Annotated in this window: 10 protein-coding genes; all 10 read right to left on the bottom strand. The window is 61.4% G+C overall.

What is annotated here, in order from left to right; genetic code table 11:
* Positions 1-48 precede the first annotated feature (48 nt).
* Positions 49-1,077, bottom strand: a complete 1,029-nt coding sequence (locus L6Q21_RS03960) for an Ldh family oxidoreductase (RefSeq protein ID WP_237829241.1) — start codon at positions 1,075-1,077, stop codon at positions 49-51.
* Entirely contained in the window at positions 1,074-2,510 is a 1,437-nt protein-coding gene (locus tag L6Q21_RS03955) for an amino acid permease (RefSeq protein WP_418895800.1), read from the bottom strand. The genes L6Q21_RS03960 and L6Q21_RS03955 overlap by 4 nt, the downstream gene beginning before the upstream one ends.
* Before the next feature lie 269 nt (positions 2,511-2,779).
* On the bottom strand, positions 2,780-3,484 hold the full coding sequence (locus L6Q21_RS03950; RefSeq protein WP_237829239.1) for an energy transducer TonB: 705 nt from the start codon (positions 3,482-3,484) through the stop codon (positions 2,780-2,782).
* A 52-nt stretch (positions 3,485-3,536) separates the two neighbouring features.
* Positions 3,537-4,739, bottom strand: a complete 1,203-nt coding sequence (locus L6Q21_RS03945; RefSeq protein ID WP_237829237.1) for a PepSY-associated TM helix domain-containing protein — start codon at positions 4,737-4,739, stop codon at positions 3,537-3,539.
* 12 nt (positions 4,740-4,751) lie between these two features.
* Positions 4,752-7,064: a TonB-dependent siderophore receptor gene (locus tag L6Q21_RS03940; protein WP_237829235.1), complete on the bottom strand. Its 2,313-nt coding sequence runs from the start codon at positions 7,062-7,064 to the stop codon at positions 4,752-4,754.
* A gap of 281 nt (positions 7,065-7,345) precedes the next feature.
* Positions 7,346-8,317 (bottom strand): FecR family protein, encoded by a 972-nt coding sequence (locus tag L6Q21_RS03935; RefSeq protein ID WP_237829234.1) that lies wholly within the window; start codon positions 8,315-8,317, stop codon positions 7,346-7,348.
* Positions 8,318-8,425: 108 nt separating this feature from the next.
* Complete coding sequence (locus tag L6Q21_RS03930) at positions 8,426-8,938, bottom strand: RNA polymerase sigma factor (RefSeq protein WP_237829233.1); 513 nt, start codon at positions 8,936-8,938, stop codon at positions 8,426-8,428.
* Positions 8,939-9,926: 988 nt separating this feature from the next.
* Entirely contained in the window at positions 9,927-12,371 is a 2,445-nt protein-coding gene (locus L6Q21_RS03925; protein WP_237829232.1) for a TonB-dependent receptor, read from the bottom strand.
* Positions 12,372-12,769: 398 nt separating this feature from the next.
* Positions 12,770-13,222 (bottom strand): hypothetical protein, encoded by a 453-nt coding sequence (locus L6Q21_RS03920; protein ID WP_237829231.1) that lies wholly within the window; start codon positions 13,220-13,222, stop codon positions 12,770-12,772.
* 93 nt (positions 13,223-13,315) lie between these two features.
* A complete protein-coding gene (locus L6Q21_RS03915; protein WP_237829230.1) occupies positions 13,316-16,699 on the bottom strand; it encodes a TonB-dependent receptor in 3,384 nt (1,127 codons plus the stop codon).
* Positions 16,700-16,882 lie beyond the last annotated feature (183 nt).

Below are 16,882 nucleotides of genomic sequence, written 5' to 3'. Positions count from 1 at the left end.
TTTGAAAATAAATAGTTGCCTGGCCTCCGGCAGTCGGAGGCGCCGCGCTCAGAATCCCAGGGCCAGAATACGCTCGTAAAGCGGACGCGGTGTGCGCACGCCGCGCGCCAGGCTGCGGGCGCGGGCGGCGTAGCGGCGCTCGGACGGCAGGCGCGCCCCCTGGTCGGCGAAGGCCGCGAACAGGGCCTCGGCGCGCGCCGCATTGGCCGCGGGATCGGGGCCGCCGAGCATTGCCGGGTCGAAGGCCAGGATCAGCTCGCCATGACAGGGCGCGGCCTGGGCGCCGGCGTCGAAGGCCATGGACTCCCGGCTGGTCATGTCCCCGATCAGCGGCCCGGCCAGCAGCTCGATCATGGTGGAAAGGGCCGAGCCCTTGTGCCCGCCGAAGGTCAGCATGGCGCCGTCGAGCGCCGCGCGGGCGTCTGTGGTAGGCCGTCCCTCGGCATCCACGCCCCAGCCTTCGGGAATGGGTTGCCCGGCGATCTCGTGCAGCGCCAGGTCGCCGCGCGCGATGGCGCTGGTGGCGAAGTCGAACACATAGGGGTGGGGGCCCGGCCGCGGCCAACCGAAGGCGAGCGGATTGGTGCCCAGCAGGCCTTTGCGTCCGCCCGCCGGGGCTACCCAGGCGTGACTGGGGGTCATGGCCAGAGCCGCCACGCCCTGCTCGGTCAGATGTTCGATCTCGGGCCAGAGGGCCGAAAAGTGGAAGCAGTTGGTGATGGCGAGGGCCGCGACGCCGACTGCCTTGGCCTTCTCCACCAGCAGCGGCGCCGCCCGTTCGAAGGCTAGGAGCGAATAGCCGAAGCGGGCATCGGCCCGGACCAGGGCAGGGGAGGCGTCGACGATCCCGGGCTCGGCGTCCGGAGACAATTTGCCCGAACGGATGGTCATGACGCAGCCCGGCAGGCGATAGAGGCCGTGCGAGGCGCATTCGTCCCGCTCGCCCGCCGTGATGACCCGGGCGACCGCCCGGGCGTGGGCGTCCGACAGTCCCGCGCCCTTCAGCACCCGGAGGGAAAGATCGAACACCTCCTGAATCGACAGGGCGATGCTGTCCGCGGCGTCGAAAACGCTCATTCCATTGCTCCCGGCGACGATTTGGCATGGTTCAGCAGGCTGCCGCGCCGGCTGTAGAGGAGGTAGACCACGACGCCGATCATGTTCCAGATGACGAAGTTGATCTGGGTCGCAGTCGGCAGGCTGAAAAACAGATAGATACAGCCCCCTATGGCCAGCGGGCCGACCAGCCACCAGGCGGGCGCGCGGAACAGGCGGGGCCGGTCGGGCTCGCGCCGGCGCAGGACGATCAGGCAGATGCCGACGGCGGTGAAGGCCGCGAGCGTTCCCGCATTGGCCAGCGCCGCCAGCTCGCCCAGCGGAAAGAAGCCGGCGATGACGGCCATCAGGATGGCGGTCCCGGCTGTGACCCGCACCGGCCCGCCGCTGCGGGCGCTGACCCGGGCCAGCCGCCGGGGCAGCAGACCGTCCCGGGCCATGACCAGGAAGATGCGGCTCTGGCCGAACATGAAGGCGAGGATCACCGTGGGCAGGGCCACGACGGCAGCCCCGGCGATCAGGGTCGCCCAGAAGTCGGAGCCGACGGTGCGGACGATATGGGCCAGCGGCTCGGGCGAGCGCATGAACTCGGTGAAGGGCATGGCCCCCAGCGCTGCGCCGGCGACCGCGATGTAGAGGATGATGCACACGGCCATGGAGCCGACGATGCCGATGCTGAGGTCGCGGCCGGGATTGCGCGTCTCCTCCGCGGCGGTTGCCACGGCGTCGAAGCCGTAGAAGGCGAAGAAGATGATCGCGGCGGCCGCCATCACCCCGACTTCGGCCCCGTCGGTGCCGGACTTGGCGAAGCCATAGGGCATGAACGGCTGCAGGTTATCGGGGTTGAAATGCGGCGCGGCGATGGCGATGAAGGCGATGAGGGCTGCGATCTTCACCACGACCAGCACGGTGTTGACCTGCGCGCTCTCGCGCGTGCCGAGGATCAGCATGGCCGCGACGACGCCGACGATGATCACCGCCGGCAGGTTGACGATCCCACCTTGCGTCGGCGCCAGGGTCAGGGCGGCGGGAAGCCCCCATCCCAGACCTTCGAGCATCCCCGCGAAATAGCCGGCCCAGCCCACGGCGACGGCCGAGCAGACCACGGTATATTCCAGGATCAGGCTCCAGCCCACCAGCCAGGCCGCCCCCTCGCCGAGGGTTACGTAGGAATAGGTATAGGCCGAGCCCGAAACCGGGATCATCGCGGCCAGTTCGGCATAGGCCAGCGCCGCGCACACGCACACCACCCCGGCGATGACGAACGCCAGGATGACCGCCGGCCCGGCGCGCTCCGCCCCCACCCCGATCAGAGTGTATATGCCGGTGCCCACGATCGCCCCTACGCCGAGCGCCACCAGATGCGGCCATGAAAGGGTTCGCCTGAGCCCGCCTGGCGATGACGCTGCGGTCTCGCTTCCCGGCATGGCTTTGCGGCGGGTGAGAAATTCCATTGTTGCCCCTGTTGTGTTTGCATGGCCATCTGGCATCGTTGTATTCGTATACTTCCTACGAAATTTCCATAATGTCCAGATGCCGGCCGCAAGACCGGACCCTGCGTCGAGCTTCTGACGGGATTGGAGGGCGGCCGAAGCTGAGTTGAGCAGTCGTGATGAAGCAGCAACCGATCATCGGGGATTTGATGGCTGGTGAACCTGCTTCCAAAGGTTGATGTATCATCCGATATCTTGCCGCGCAGGTGTATCGGTGTGTTCGTGTGATCCTACTGTAAGAAGAACTGGACAGGGACCAGAAGTTCGAGCGTTTCGCCGGGCCTGTCGTCGGGAGGCTTGGGCAGAGGCTGCGCGCGCGTGGGGAGCGCCACTGCTTCTCGATCGAGTTCGGGAAACCCCGACGAGCGTTCGAGACGTGAGGAGAGCACCATGCCCTCGCGGTTCATCGTGAAGCGGATATAGGGCACGCCCTGCCGCCCGCGTGCCATCGCGGAGCGGGGGTAGCGGCGATGCTCGATCAGCCGCGCCAACACCTTGCCTTCCCACGTCTCGGCCGCGTCGCCCGAAAGCTTTGGCGCTGGCGGGGCGGGCTGAGTCCTGGGGGCGGCGGTTTCTGGCTCGGCGGGGCCGGGGTCGGTCGGCTGGGCCGCGACGATCGGCGGCGACTGCAACACCGGTGCGATCGGAACGATGACGGGCGCCGTTGGTGGCGCAGGCGTGGGCGGCGGTTGCGCTTGCTTCTTCTGGACCGGTTCGGAGGCGTGCTTGTCGACGGGTGGGGTTTCCTGCGGCGAAGCCGGCGGCAGCAGGTTCACGACCGTCAGTACTGGAGGTGGCGACACCGGGGCCATGTAGCTGACCGTCAGAAAGAAGCTGGCGGCCACGAGCGCAAAGATGGCGCTGGTGCCTACAAAGCCAATGATCCGGCTGCTCGCGGGCGGCGCATAAACGCTCCGATCAAGATACAAGTCCATCGACGACGCTTCACAATCCCCGATTGCCCTGTCGTCATCACGACCGGTCGGCCTATCTGACGGCATCTATTTCCCCGGAACCCGGCACCGCAAGTTCAGGCGGGCGACGCCGCCGCGTGACGCGCGGCACGCGCTTCTTCCACCAGATATAGACGCCCGTCACCGACAGCATGGCGATCACCAGTCCGGCGACGCAGATGAGGATGCGGCCGGAAAGGCCTGCCACCTGGCCGGAGTGGATCGGGAACATCAGTTCGTTCACGACGTCGCCGGCCTTGCCGCCGCCCGCTTCCCGCACGGAAAGGATGCGACCGTCCACGCCCGACACATACATGACCGACGCGCCGAAACCAGGCTCATGCTCGCGGCCGAAGCGCATCATGTAGAAGCCTTCCGCCCGGGCCGCATGAATGATGCCGAGCGGGCTGTCCCAGCCGCGGCGATCGGCTTCCTCTCGCGCCTTTTGCGCCGCCGCGTCCCAGTCGAGCGCGAAGGCCGGGGGCACTGCCGGCCGGGGATCATCCCAGAGGCTCGGACTGGTCGGCAGGACGGCAGCGACGATCGGCCGGAACACCTCCCGGTTCAGGTTGAGGGCCATGCTCGACAGGGCGACGAGGAACAGAACCAGCCAGAGCCACAGGCCGAACGCGCGGTGCAGGTCGAAGTTCAGGCGATAGGCGCCGGCGCCGCGCTTGATCTTCCACGCGGGTCGCCACTTGCGCCAGAAGGGCCTCCCCCGCGGCAAGGTGAGATAAAAGCCGACGAAGCAGTCGAGCATCCAGGCTAGCGCGATGCCGCCCAGCAGCCATTCGCCCCAGCGACCGGGGGTCGCGAGCGTATAGTGCAAACGGTAGAGGAACGGGATGAGGCGCTCCCGGTCGAGGCCGAAAGCGCCGTTGAGGCGGCGCCCGAGCGTGGCGCCGGTCGCCGGATCCAGGAATAGCTGATTATAGTCGAGCGCTGCCGCCGCATCGCGCGCGCCGCCGAGCACGATGGCGCTGCGTTGCGGCGTGTCGGGCAGGATGATCGCATAGGCTTGCAGGCCGGGATTGTCGCGCTCCGCCTGCCCGATCAACTGGGATGGCGACAATGGGCCGGCTCCCGCCTGCTCGACGCGGAACAGGCGCGGGTTGAGCCAGGCGTCCAGCTCGGATTGAAAGGCCAGCACGCTGCCGGTCAGGCCGGTCAGCACGAGAAACCCCGCCATGACCAGCCCGACATAGCGATGCAACCAGACCCATGAGGCGCGCTTCATGGTCTGGTCCCTTCACCAGCGATAGGTCACTGTGCCGACTACCCGGCGCGGTTCGCCGTAGAAGCAATTATAGGTGCAGGTGACATAATTCCTGTCGAACAGGTTGCTGGCGTTGACGGCGAACCGCCATGACCCGATGTCGTAGCTGACCAGCGCATCGACCACCGTGTACGACGGCACGTCCAGATCGCGGAAGAGGGCCCGGGTCTCGCCGATGTAGCGGACACCACCGCCCAGCGTGAAGCCGGCCAGCCCAAGCGCCGCGAAGTCATGGTCGAGCCACAGCGATGCCTGATGCTTCGGCACATTGCCGCTTTGCTTGCCGACTTCTTCCGGCGTGACCGGGCTGGATTCGGTGGTCTTGGAATCGGTATAGGCATAGATGGCGATCAGGTTGGTCGCGGCGCTGAAGCGGGCACGCGCCTCCAGCTCGATGCCGCGCGAGCGCACCTCGCCCAGTTCGACAAGCTGGTTGTAATCGTCCGGATCGGTCGCGAGCACGTTCGACTTGGTCAGTTGATAGGCGACCGCCGACAGCATGGTGTCGCCGCCCTCGGGCTGCCAGCGGACACCCGCCTCGAACTGCTCGCCGCGCGTGGGCGAGAAGCGGTTGCCGAGGCGGTCGCGGCCGCTTTGCGGCGCGAAGGACTGGCTGAAGCTGACGAACGGCGCGATGCCGTTGTCGGCCAGATAGACGACACCGAAGCGGCCGGTGGTTGCGTTGGTCGTTTCCGTGACCGAAGGCGAGACGCCGTCGGCGGGCGTGGAACGGCTCCTGGTCCAGTCATGCCTCAGGCCCGCAACGATCACCCAGCGTTCGGCGATCTTCATCTGGTCCTGAAGGTAGAGACCGGTGCGCCAGCCTTTCTGATCCTCATAATAGTAATTGGGCCGTGCGGTCGTCAGGTCGACCGTGATTCCTTCATAGACCGGGTCGAAATAGCTCAGAACCGGGCCGTTGACGGTATAGTTGAAGAAGTCGGTGCCGAACTCGGAATAGTTGGTGTCCACCCCGACAATCAGCTTGTGGTTGATCGGACCGGTGGCGAATGCCGCTTCCAGCGAGGTATCGGTCGCGAAGCGTTCCGTTCCGTCATCGCGGCTGAGCGCATAGTTGCGATTGGCGTCGCGCAGATTGGCGGCGAGGCCGGAGGGGCCGCCATCGAGCATGGTGGTGTCGGTCTTCACATAGTTGAGATTGTGCCGCAGCGTCAGCCCGCCGCCGAAGCCATGCTCGAACTGATAGCCGAGCGACTTGCTCTCGCTGTCATATTTGTTCCAGCCGGGAATGCCGGGGAAATAGGATCGCCTGATCTTGCCATTGGGGTTCGGATCGATCGTTCCCTGCGACGGGAAACCGTTGATATAGACCGTCTGCCGGCGCAGATACTCGCCGCGCAGCGTCAGCGATGTCGCTTCGGAGGGCGCCCAGCGCAGCGACGCGGCGACGAAATCGCGATCGTCCGGCTTGTAGTCGATGAAGGTATCGCTGTTGCGCGTCAGGAATGTCAGCCGATAGGACCAGTCCGACTCCCGTCCGCCGATGCCGCCCGCGAAATCGCCGGAGATCTGCCAGCGGTTGTAGGTGCCGACATCGACATTGAGTTCGCGGATCGGTGTCGTCGTCGGCCGCTTGGTGACGAGGTTGACGATGCCGCCCGGCTCGGTCGCTCCGAACAGCAGCGAGGCCGCGCCCTTCAGGACTTCGATCCGCTCCAGTCCATAGGGTTCCTGCTGTCCGTCGTAGAAGGCGACGGTGAGCGGCTGGCCATCGCGATAGACGCTGCCCGCCCCCGCCTCGAAGCCGCGGATGACGAAGCCGTCGCCGGTCAGGTCCGATGCCTCGGTGCGCGGAATGACGCCGGCGACATAGTTCAGCGCGTCGGCCAGATCCCGCACCCGACGCACGGCCATTTCATCGGCGGGGATGATCGAGATGGACTGCGGAATCTCGATGAGTGGTGTGTCGGTCTTGGTGCCGGTGGCGCTGCGCCGGGCTATATAGCCGTCGACCGGCCCGGTCGCGCGTTCCTCGATGCCGGCGTAGCGACCGGCATAGAAGCTGTCGCGGCCGGCTTCGCCTTCGACCCGGACGGCACCGAGCTGGATCGCGCCGTCGGCCGATTGAGGCGCGCGTTCCAGGGTGAATGCCCCCGGACCCGTCTGCCGGAACGTGAGGCCGGTGCCGGCGAGGAGGTGGGAAAGCGCTTCGGCGGAGTTGTAGCGGCCTTTGAGGCCGGGGCTCGACAGCCCTTCGGCCAGCGCGGAATCGTAGAAAAGCCGGATGTTGGAGCTTTCCGCGAAGCGGTTGAGGGCTAAGGCCAACGATCCGGCTGGAATATCGAAATCCTGTGCCGTTTGCGCCTTTGCGCTCGCCGGCGCGACAATTGCGATGGCGGCAAGCCCGCTCGCCGTCAGCAATGCCGATGCAAGCGCAGTGCGAATACCATGAGAAACAGCCCGATCGGCCCCGAATATCGTCACTTTCTGTCATCCCCAACGTCAAAAACCAGCAAGAGGTGCGCGACATTGCGAATGCCTCTCATTAGTTATGACGATTCAAAATCGCGGATGTGGAAAGGTCGACGAATTTTACCTGGTCGGGCTCAACTGTGGAGAAAGATCAACCTGTTCGTGAAGCGGGTCGAACCGATCCCGAGCGATCGCTGGATCGTCTCGACCGCGCCAATGGGATCGTCGACCGGAAACACCCCATTGAAGCGGCGCCCGGCAAGATCGTCGCCGACGACGCGGATATGGCCGGGGTGATAGCGGTTCAGTTCGGCCACGACCTCGCCCAGCGGCCGATCGACGAACACCAGCAGTCCCCGTGTCCACGCCTGCGTCTGCTCGATATCGACCGCGTGGGGCTGGCTGATGCCAGCGGCCCCATAACGTATCGACTGCCCTTCCTTGACGACGACGCCCGGCTCGCCCGCCGGAGCTGCGGCGGGCGACAGGACGCGCACGCTATGTTCGGTCACGGTTACGTCGGTGTCTGCATCTTCGCGCCGCACGAGGAACCGCGTTCCCAGCGCCGTGGTCGAGCCGTTGCCCGCTTCGACCGTGAAGGGCCGCGCCCTGTCGGCCGCGACTGTGAACGCCGCTTCGCCCTTCAGAAGGCGAACGATGCGGCGGTCGCCATGATAATCGATTGCGACGGCGCTGCCGGTGTTTAACTGGACGATCGAGCCGTCCGTCAGCGTCAATTCACGCTGTTCCCCGGTCTGCGTCATGGCGTCGGCGCGCAAATGTGTCGGCCAGTCGTTCATACCGCCGACGATCGCCAGCACGAGGCTGGCCGCGATGGCGCCGCCCAGCCATTGCCGGGGTGGTGCGCGCGTGGAGAAGGTGAGGGCGCTTGGTCGCTCTCGAAGCGCGGTCTCGACGAGGGGGCTGCCGATCGCGCGCCATGTGCCTTCCAGCCTGGCATGGGCTTCCGCGTGGCGCGGATCGGCGGCGAGCCAGGCGGCCAGCGCCAGCTCGTCTTCTTCGGTCAACAGGCCGGCATCGCGCTCCGTGATCCAGCGCGCGGCTTCCCGCCTTATCTTTTCCGGAATGCGCTGACCTGATCCCACCAATCGCCTCTTTCCCTGTCACAGCCCGAGGGATGCGGCAGCACAGGTCTCTCATAGCTTAAGACGTTTGAAATCGCCGCATGTGGAATTGCGCCACCCGCAAACCGTTCATTCATGCGCGTCGTGCAGGCGTGCGTCACAATGCAGCAGCGCCCGCTGCAGCATTTTGGCAATCGAACTGCGCGACAGGCCAAGCCGTTCGGCGATCTCGTGCACCGGCATCCCATCGAATTTTCGCATGATGAATATCTCCCGAACGCGCGGCGGCAGTTCATCGAGCGCGGCCAGGACCGTTTCGAGATTCTCCCGATCCAGCATCGACCTTTCGGCCGATGGCTGTCCGTCAGGAACGATTTCAGGCAATTCCCCCGATTCGAACAGAGCAGCATGGCGCCGGTCGAACCGCGCCTGGTCGGTCGCGAGATTCGTGGCCAGCCGGTAAAGATAGGCCCGCTTGTTCACGATCGGTGGATCGTCCTCGATCCGCAAGACGCGGAACCAAAGGCTTTGCGTGACGTCCTCGGCCGCCGGCATGCTCCCGACGATGCGCTGCGCGAGCCGCAGCAGCAGCGGCCGCTCGGCAAGCAGCAGGCGGGAGAGGGCGATCGCATTCGTCGACATTGCGACTGGCCTTAATGCAGCATGCGAGCCATTCGCAATATATTCAGGGGGCGCGATGGCAGAGGATGGATGAAGGATGCTCGTATATGCCTTGTCCCGGTGCATTGCGTCGTTTCATCTCGCCACTGGAGTGGTTCGACCCGAACTTTGAAGCAAAATCTGGTGGTTGAGTGACGATGAGGGATTGCAATCATCGGGTGCACCGCAGCAAAAGGCTGTGCGACTCAGCGCCGGCGCTGCTAGCGAACAAGCTATCTAACGCTTCCGCGCCTTCGCTGGCTCATCACAACATCAGTAAAACTAGCGTAGAATGACGAAGAATAATGAACTTGATTACGTCAAAACCCAACAGAACACGCGAAGCGCTTTCACAGATCTGTATATCTACATGGAAATACATTCAGATTTTTCATTTTTCTAAATAGTTGGCGTTAATAACATAAAAACTAGGATCAATAATCTATAATTTGTTAGACCATGCGGATCAATTTTATTGTATTCGTTGATTGTGATGGCGTTTTTGTTTCTGACCGCTTGGGAAGACTGACTCGAACAGCAGAAAGGTGCGCGCGAGCAGACGATCGTCATCACCTTGCTTCCCGCCGGTGGAGCGGCCATCAGCGAGTCCAATCCACCTCCTTCGCGCCATCGCGACAAGAGTCAGCCTTCGGAAGCACCGCTCAGTTCCAGCGGCATGCCAGCTGATGAATTTGATCCTTCACCGGCAGCACCATCTCAGCCTGTTTCTATACCGACTCGATCTGCAGCGTGGAAAATCGCTGCTTCTTCATAGACATGCCTGCTAAACAAGGAAAATCCGCTGGGATTGCTAACATTAACTCTGGAACATTTTCGTCGTTTCATTTAATATCTTATAATATTCTATATTTATTTACAATAATATTATGAATATTAATCCTGATATTAAATTAGCTCATTCATTCGGAATATAATATTTGAAAATTTAAGTTGAACAATAATAAAGTGTCTAAAAGCGCTTTCTCATTGTCAGTCGCAGTGTGCGGCCGACTGGATCTATTTCGTCACGCGTGTATCCTGGCGGTACACGCCCATCCTCCAATGTCACTTGCCGGTAGCCATTTAAGAGATTTTGGACGTCAATGGATATTTTCAGATCTTTCATCAGGCCATCTTGGCGCATTCGCGCGAATAAATAGCCGGGTTCCATAAATGCCGAAAAATTGAAGGCCAACGGAGGCTTGAGGCGTAGTGTCGTGTCGCCATCACCAAATCCGCCACGCAAACGCGCGGGGCTGCTCCAATTACCGTTCAGACTGGCGCCGATGCCCTGCCTACCAATGGACGCCTGCATGAGCACGCCATGCCTTGAAAGCCCACCGTCTCGAAGCCGATCTATTACATCTATTTCGACCCTCGTCAGCAATTCGCTCTTCAGACGCCAGCGATGATTGATCGAGAGGCTGAATTGCACCGGATCGGCTGGCGTTCCGTTGCGCCGCTGAGGAGGAACCTGCCCCAGGCGCAGGGCGATGCGGCTCGAGAGTTCGGCGTCGGCGTCCCGGGAAATGTTAATGGCACGCGCGTCGATGGCGAAAAGCCGTCCGTCGGCGTCTCGCCTGACGCGATCAGGGAAAGCGGCCTCTATGGCGGGCGTCAGTTCGGGGAAAGGCGCGACCCCACCTTCCGCTACGGACTTGCGATAGCCAAGATTGAGCGTGAGCCTCTGGTCGCCCAGCGGCCGCACCTGCGCTGAAAGCGCTAGGCTCTGGCGGCTGCCGCGCAGAAGATCCGGGTTGCCGCCGGTGATCCAGATCGGCTCAGCCACTTCCAGGCGCGCATAGTCGAAAATGCGGTTAACCGTCGTGACGACCGGCGCATCGAGTTGATCGAATGAAGGAAAGGTTTCGGCGTGGTCGATCGAACCGCGAAGCTGGAGGATTGGCCAGGGCGACCATCCGATATGGCCGGCGAACTGCTTTTGCAGCTGGCTGCCGGTCATTTTCTCCGCGCTCGCGGACAGGTCGATAGAGAGTTCGCCGAGCCATCCCAGGCTTCCGCCGCCGCGACGTAAAATCGGCAGGCTGAGCGCCATCTGGGCGTTCATTTGCTGCCGCGCGACGCTGCGAGTCTCGCCCCTCACGTCCCCCTCTTCCCGACTGCGGGAGCGATTCCGGTTGGCGTTTGCCGTGACGCTCCAGACAATCGGCCCTGCTGGCAGGTGGGCCAGCGTCTTGCGGACGTTGAGCCGCGAACTCATATTTTCCCCCTGGGTCCGCTGGCGGGTGGCAATTAGCAGATCGTCGTCCCACGCTGCGAAGGGGTTCAAATCCGGGTCGTTGGATTCAATCCGATGCTGGATTTGCTCCGTGTCGGCCGCATATTCGAGTAGGCTGTCCGCCCAATTGCGCGAATAGCCGACCGCAAGACTGGTCTGCCAATCGCCGATCACGCCATTCACGGTCAGCGACATGCCGAACGAAGTCGAGTCATTGCGCATGCGCAATGAACGCTCGCCCGCCAGCGGACGCGTCAGCATTACATTCCCGGCAAAGGGTGAGTGGGAATGCGCGCCTGGCAGGATCACCGATATCATCGGCAGACCTCGCTTCTCCGCAGTATCAGTCCGGTTTGCGTTGACGTTCAGCGAAGCGGAAAAGCCACCAATCGGCCGCGTGACACCGATATTGAGCGACGCAGCACGTCGGGAAGGCCTAAGGGTTTCGAAGCGATTTGGGTCGACCGGATGCACGATGTCCACTGTCGCGGCGAAATCGTCGAGGCTGGGCGGCCCCAACAGTGCGGCAGGCGGGATGGCGGCAACCATCGCTGCGCGGCCAACCGCCAGGCTGAGTGCGGGGTCGATCTCTGCGCCATTAACACCGGAAACGAAGCCAATACTGTCGAACGTGCCTTCACGCCCAGGGATGTTGCGCGCGTTTTTCCTCAGCGCGCTGTCTCCGCCGACCCTCGCCACGGCGTTCCATCTTGTCTCTCCCCGGATTGCCGTGCGCCCGGTAGAAAATGAGCCGCCATATTGGCCGCCGGCGGTCGCGAAATTCGCGCTTGCGTCGGCATTCACCATCGAGAAACTCTGTTTGAGCACGAGATTGACGACGCGGTTGCCTGCCGTCCCCCCATAATGGGCCGAGGCGCCCGGCTTCAGCACGGCAAGCCGCTCCAGTGCCTCGGCCGGATAGGAGAGGATCGAGCGGTCGAGTCCTACGGGCTTGCCGTTGATGAGAATGACCGGCTCTTCGCCACTGTCGTCGATGAAGGGGGCGAGGCGGATCAGCAATTCCTGTATGCTGTCAGCGCCTTGGCCGGCGATTTCCTCCGCGTCGAACTCGCTTTCCGCTGCGACCTTCGCTTCGCCGCGGCGGGCTGCGGTGACGACGATTTCGGCATCGTTGTCGGAGGAGGCTGCTACGTCCAGCGGGACGGCCTGCCGCAAGACTTCTCCCGCCGCGACGTCCCCCTGGTCCGTTCCGGCATAGACCGGGGCCGCATGGACGGCGATGCCCAGCAGAAAGCGGGTGGAAATTCGTCTCAACGCAAACACATTGCTATGCCTGCCTGACCGTCCTATCGAAACCGCGCCAGTGGCAGCTTCTCTCCGCAGGCCCGGAAAGGGCCGCACCGTTGCAGCGATGCGGCCAGTATGTTCCGGTGGAGAGAGAGCATTCCGATAAGCACTGATCGGGATACTCGCGTCACCGCAAACGCAGTATAATTAGACTTATATCTTCTCGATCCACAATTGCGGTCAGTCCGGAGGCATCATTGGAAAGCAGATCATCATCTGTATCTGAAATGCATCCTGCAACCGCTATCGGTAAATCAAGAGATACATCAGTGAGCAGGCTTCCACAGCTCACCGTTAACGGAGCAGCCCCCGGTGCCCGGAATTTCCGGATCGATCGTATCAGCAATATTGAGGGTCTTGCTACCGTCCGGATTGGTTGTGACGGTTCCTGACAAATCACCATAGCAGTTGCCAAGAGTGATTGTCTCCACTCGAATGCCGTGAATTGTCAGCACTCCGCCGGACTCGGTGTAATTATGCGGGTTGCTGGTGATGTTTAGGAATGAACACAGTGGATCTCCTGGGGAGATGGTGAGGAGGGCCTTCCCAGGCGTGGAGTAAAGATCCACAGTTGCATCACAAGTAAATGTGAGCCCTTTTGAAACAGTAACTGCCCCTGTATAGGTTCCAGCATGTGCTACGGAACTGGCCGCTACAGCGTATCCCATCATTGCCAGAACGGCAAAGGTGGAGGTGAATTTTCTTACAAAAGATTTCATGATAATAACTCCCCATGTAAATAGTATTATAGATAGTTACAATAAATCATATTTCATATTCCCCATAAGCTTCTCCCTCTCTGTTAAAGAAATTCAAAATTTCTTTGATGCATTGAATCCGATAATGCGTGGATCGAGCGTGAAGATATTGGTGGTCAAGCCCGTATCATCGCTGTTCACGAAAAAGCCGGTGATCGGCGATTTCTTGAACAGGTTCTTCACATAAAGCTGAAACGTCAGGCCCGAGTCCGGTCGTTCCAGCGTGACCGCTGCATTGACATTGTCCCAAGCTCTAAGCCGGTCGAACGCGGTATTGTAAATGCGTCCATAGCTTTTCGACTGACGATAATAATCGCCGCGGAAAGTGAGCTCCCAATCATCATTATCCAGGAAGAAGGTGTATTGCGCCCCGATATTTGCGGTGAAGCGCGGGGCATTGGGCAGTTCATTGCCTTCCAGATCGGCGTAGAAACCGCGACCGCCGTTAGGAGCACCGCTTCCACCCTGATCGACCGGCAAGCCCACCGTGTCGGGATTGTAAGGTGCCAGCGGATTATAGGTGATGCCGTAAAGCCGCCAAAAGGGAACAGTGCCGCCCGGGCGAGACGGGTCCCAACTCCCGACGCGATCGGCGCCGGGGCAAAGGCTTCCCAGCGCCAAGTCCGCTGAAATCGCTCTTGCGACAACTTGTTCAACAATGGCCCGCGGAGCAATACAGTTGGACGGTACCTGCAGCCATGGGCGTAGAACGACCCAATCGGGATCGCCCTGGGTGCGGTTCATCACGTCGATCGACTGCGATCCCTTGCCCAACCGCGTCCTGAGATAACCCAGATTGCCGTCGACGCGGAACGCCCGTGAGGGACGCCAGGCGGTTTCGAATTCCAGTCCCCAACTCGTCGCATTGAAATTTTCATTATAGGCGATGCGATCGACAATCTGCGAGACTTGATAGCCCTTGTAATCGTAGAAGAAGCCAGTCGCGTTCAGCGTAAAGCGGCCGCCATCCAAGCTGTTCTTGGTGCCGATTTCGAAGGCATTGACATATTCAGGCCGGAAGGTTTGCGGTAAATGCTGATATTGCACCACAGCGGGATTGAAATCGACACGCGGCGGATTGGTGCCGCCACCTTTATACCCGTGCGATGCCGAGGCGTAGATCAGCGTGTCATCGGTGAAATTCAGGTCCGGTTTCCAGTCGAGCACTGCGCGCCCAGTGAAGCGGCCCCATGACTGCACGATATCGTCCTGCGCGGGGTAGCCGCTATTGACGAAGCCGCCCGTGATATTGCCGGTGAAACCGGTCTCGACGCCGCCGGCAAGCAGCAATTGGCTAGGCACTTGATCCGCACGCTTCTTGTCGTGCGTATAGCGTCCACCGACTGTCAGCTTCAGCGCGTCGCTGATGTTCCAATAGACCTCACCGAACAGACCGGAGGATTTTATCCGAACGCCATTCTGGCTGAGAAAATAATTATGCCCCTGGTTGTTCAGGCTGTTGAGCGGATTGGGATCGACATAAGGACATTCTCTCGTTTCCTGGCCTAGCTGAGCGCAGACGGGATCCAGTCCTATGCCATTTCTGATGTCGAGTAGCGCCGCTCTGCCATAGAACCACTGCGCTATAAGGGTGAACATATTATTGAACACATAGTAATCGTCTTGGGACTTGAAATCGAGATAGTTGGCACCGACGAGGAAGTTCAGCGGGCCGTCGAAGCTGGACTGAAGCCGGAATTCCTGCGACCATTGCCTGTTTCTGGACCGGCTCAAATCGGCCGAGACCATCCGGTCCGAGCAACCGAGTTGCGGGTCGCAAAAAATGCCACCGGGGGTCGGCCCCGGCCAGGCCTCCGAATCATATGGAACGCCAGCGGTAGAATAAAGGTGAGGTTGCGCCGAATCGTCGAACAACGGAACGGTAACGTAGCGATTATAATCTTGGGTCGAATAGAATCGATCGCGTGAATAGGCGGTCTGCGAAACAAACTGGAGCGTCTCGGACGGCTTGAACTCCATATTGAACTGGATGACATCATTTTTCGCGCGAAACTTGGGATCGTAATTGGATGAGATCTCGCGTAAGTTTCGCGACTGCGTGACTCCGGCGAATGGATCATCCACTTTTACCACATGGATAATCCGCCAGTCCGGCCTTGGTTTCCCCGGTTCCTGGAGCTGCCCAAGCGACACATTTACGCGTGGATGATAGAGATATACCAGCGCAGGCCCGTTAGGCACGCCGAAGGCAGCGTCGTCATACAACGACCCCGGAAGGCAACCCTGGCTTGCCCGCCCGCGGAGGACGGGATTGGTGATGGGTACACCCCCCACCGTCTCCAGCCCCGGATCGGTGGTGCAAAGCTGCTTGCCCGTCCGCAGTCGGTCGTCGTTTTCCTCAAAATGCTGCCAGATCACATTGGCCCGGAACCTGTCGCTCGGCTCCCATTGCGCCGACACGCGGGTCGACCACAGATCGCGGCCATTGACGCGCCGGCCCGTGAAGCTGTTGTAATCGAACCCGTCCCGCTTCGTCATCGCGCCTGCCACGCGGATCCCCAGCGTGTCGGTCAACGGCAGGTTCACCATGCCGCTGAGGCGCATCGTGCCGAAATTGCCGACTTCGGCCTTCAACGCGCCGCCCAGGTCGGGGCCGGGAAGGGCAGGGATCATATTGACGACGCCCGCCGTTGCGTTGCGACCGTAAAGCGTGCCCTGCGGGCCACGCAGAACCTCGATCCGTTCCATGTCGAAGAATTCGGATTCGAACAGGCGGTTGCGCACCAGAGGCGTGGAATTGAAGCTGACCGCGACGGCCGGGTCGCTGGATGCGGAAATCGATTGCGTTCCAATGCCTCGGATAGAGAAATTGTACATGCTGAAATTGGTCTTGGAGAAGTTCACATTGGGGATAGCCCGCAACAGTTCCGAGCCGCCCTCGATCTTGCGGTCGTCCATCGCCTCCGCCGACAGCGCGGTGATCGCAATTGGAACGTCGGTGATCTTTTCCTCTTTTTTCTGCGCCGTCACGATGATGTCGGTATCGGCCGGGCTATCGGCCTGTGTGGCGGGCCCGGGGACGTTTCCCTCCGTCACCACGAAGACATGGCCCTCGCGCCGGTATTCGAGACCGGCGCCGCTCAGAAGAATGCGCAGGGCCGTCTCCGGGTCGGACCGGGCGTGGAGCCCTTTCGTCGTCTTGCCCTGGACGATGCTGGCGTCTGCCATGATCGTCATGCCGTTCTGCAAGCCGAAATCCCGCAATGCGAGACCAAGCGACTGCGGCGGAATATCGTAGTCAACGAAGTTGTTACTTGCGGCAGAAGACGCCGAAGCAAGGACCAGTGCCCCAAGCGCAACTCCACCCAAAAGAAAATGCTGCAGCGCGGCTAAACGAAGCCCCATCGGTTTTTCCTCCCACTCAAGTTTATATTTTGGGATTTTGCCCTTCTTCCGCTTTGACGCGGATTTCCTCACCAATTACATTGACGCAAATGAAGCTCGGCAGGGGGGTCGGCTGAATTGAGATTTCTGGTTGTCGCCGGTGATTTTTGGCGATCCTCAAGAAAATAATAGGCATGGAGCCGGCGTCAGACCCCCCTTCGCCCCCGATTATGCGTCTAGGTTGTCAGGCATCGGAAAACCCGGGGCCGAATAATC

The sequence above is a fragment of the Sandaracinobacteroides sayramensis genome, from assembly GCF_022014495.1.
GTDB classification, from domain to species: Bacteria; Pseudomonadota; Alphaproteobacteria; order Sphingomonadales; family Sphingomonadaceae; genus Sandaracinobacteroides; species Sandaracinobacteroides sayramense.
The sequence above is the reverse complement of the archived record's forward strand: the minus strand, read 5'-3'. Positions and strand labels throughout refer to the sequence as shown.

What these genes read in the sequence shown, in the direction of transcription:
- L6Q21_RS03960 (WP_237829241.1), bottom strand. Translation starts at nt 1,077, where the DNA reads ATGAGCGTTTTCGACGCCGCGGACAGCATCGCCCTGTCGATTCAGGAG.
- L6Q21_RS03920 (WP_237829231.1), bottom strand. Translation starts at nt 13,222, where the DNA reads ATGAAATCTTTTGTAAGAAAATTCACCTCCACCTTTGCCGTTCTGGCA.
- L6Q21_RS03955 (WP_418895800.1), bottom strand. Translation starts at nt 2,510, where the DNA reads ATGGAATTTCTCACCCGCCGCAAAGCCATGCCGGGAAGCGAGACCGCA.
- L6Q21_RS03930 (WP_237829233.1), bottom strand. Translation starts at nt 8,938, where the DNA reads ATGTCGACGAATGCGATCGCCCTCTCCCGCCTGCTGCTTGCCGAGCGG.
- L6Q21_RS03945 (WP_237829237.1), bottom strand. Translation starts at nt 4,739, where the DNA reads ATGAAGCGCGCCTCATGGGTCTGGTTGCATCGCTATGTCGGGCTGGTC.
- L6Q21_RS03950 (WP_237829239.1), bottom strand. Translation starts at nt 3,484, where the DNA reads ATGGACTTGTATCTTGATCGGAGCGTTTATGCGCCGCCCGCGAGCAGC.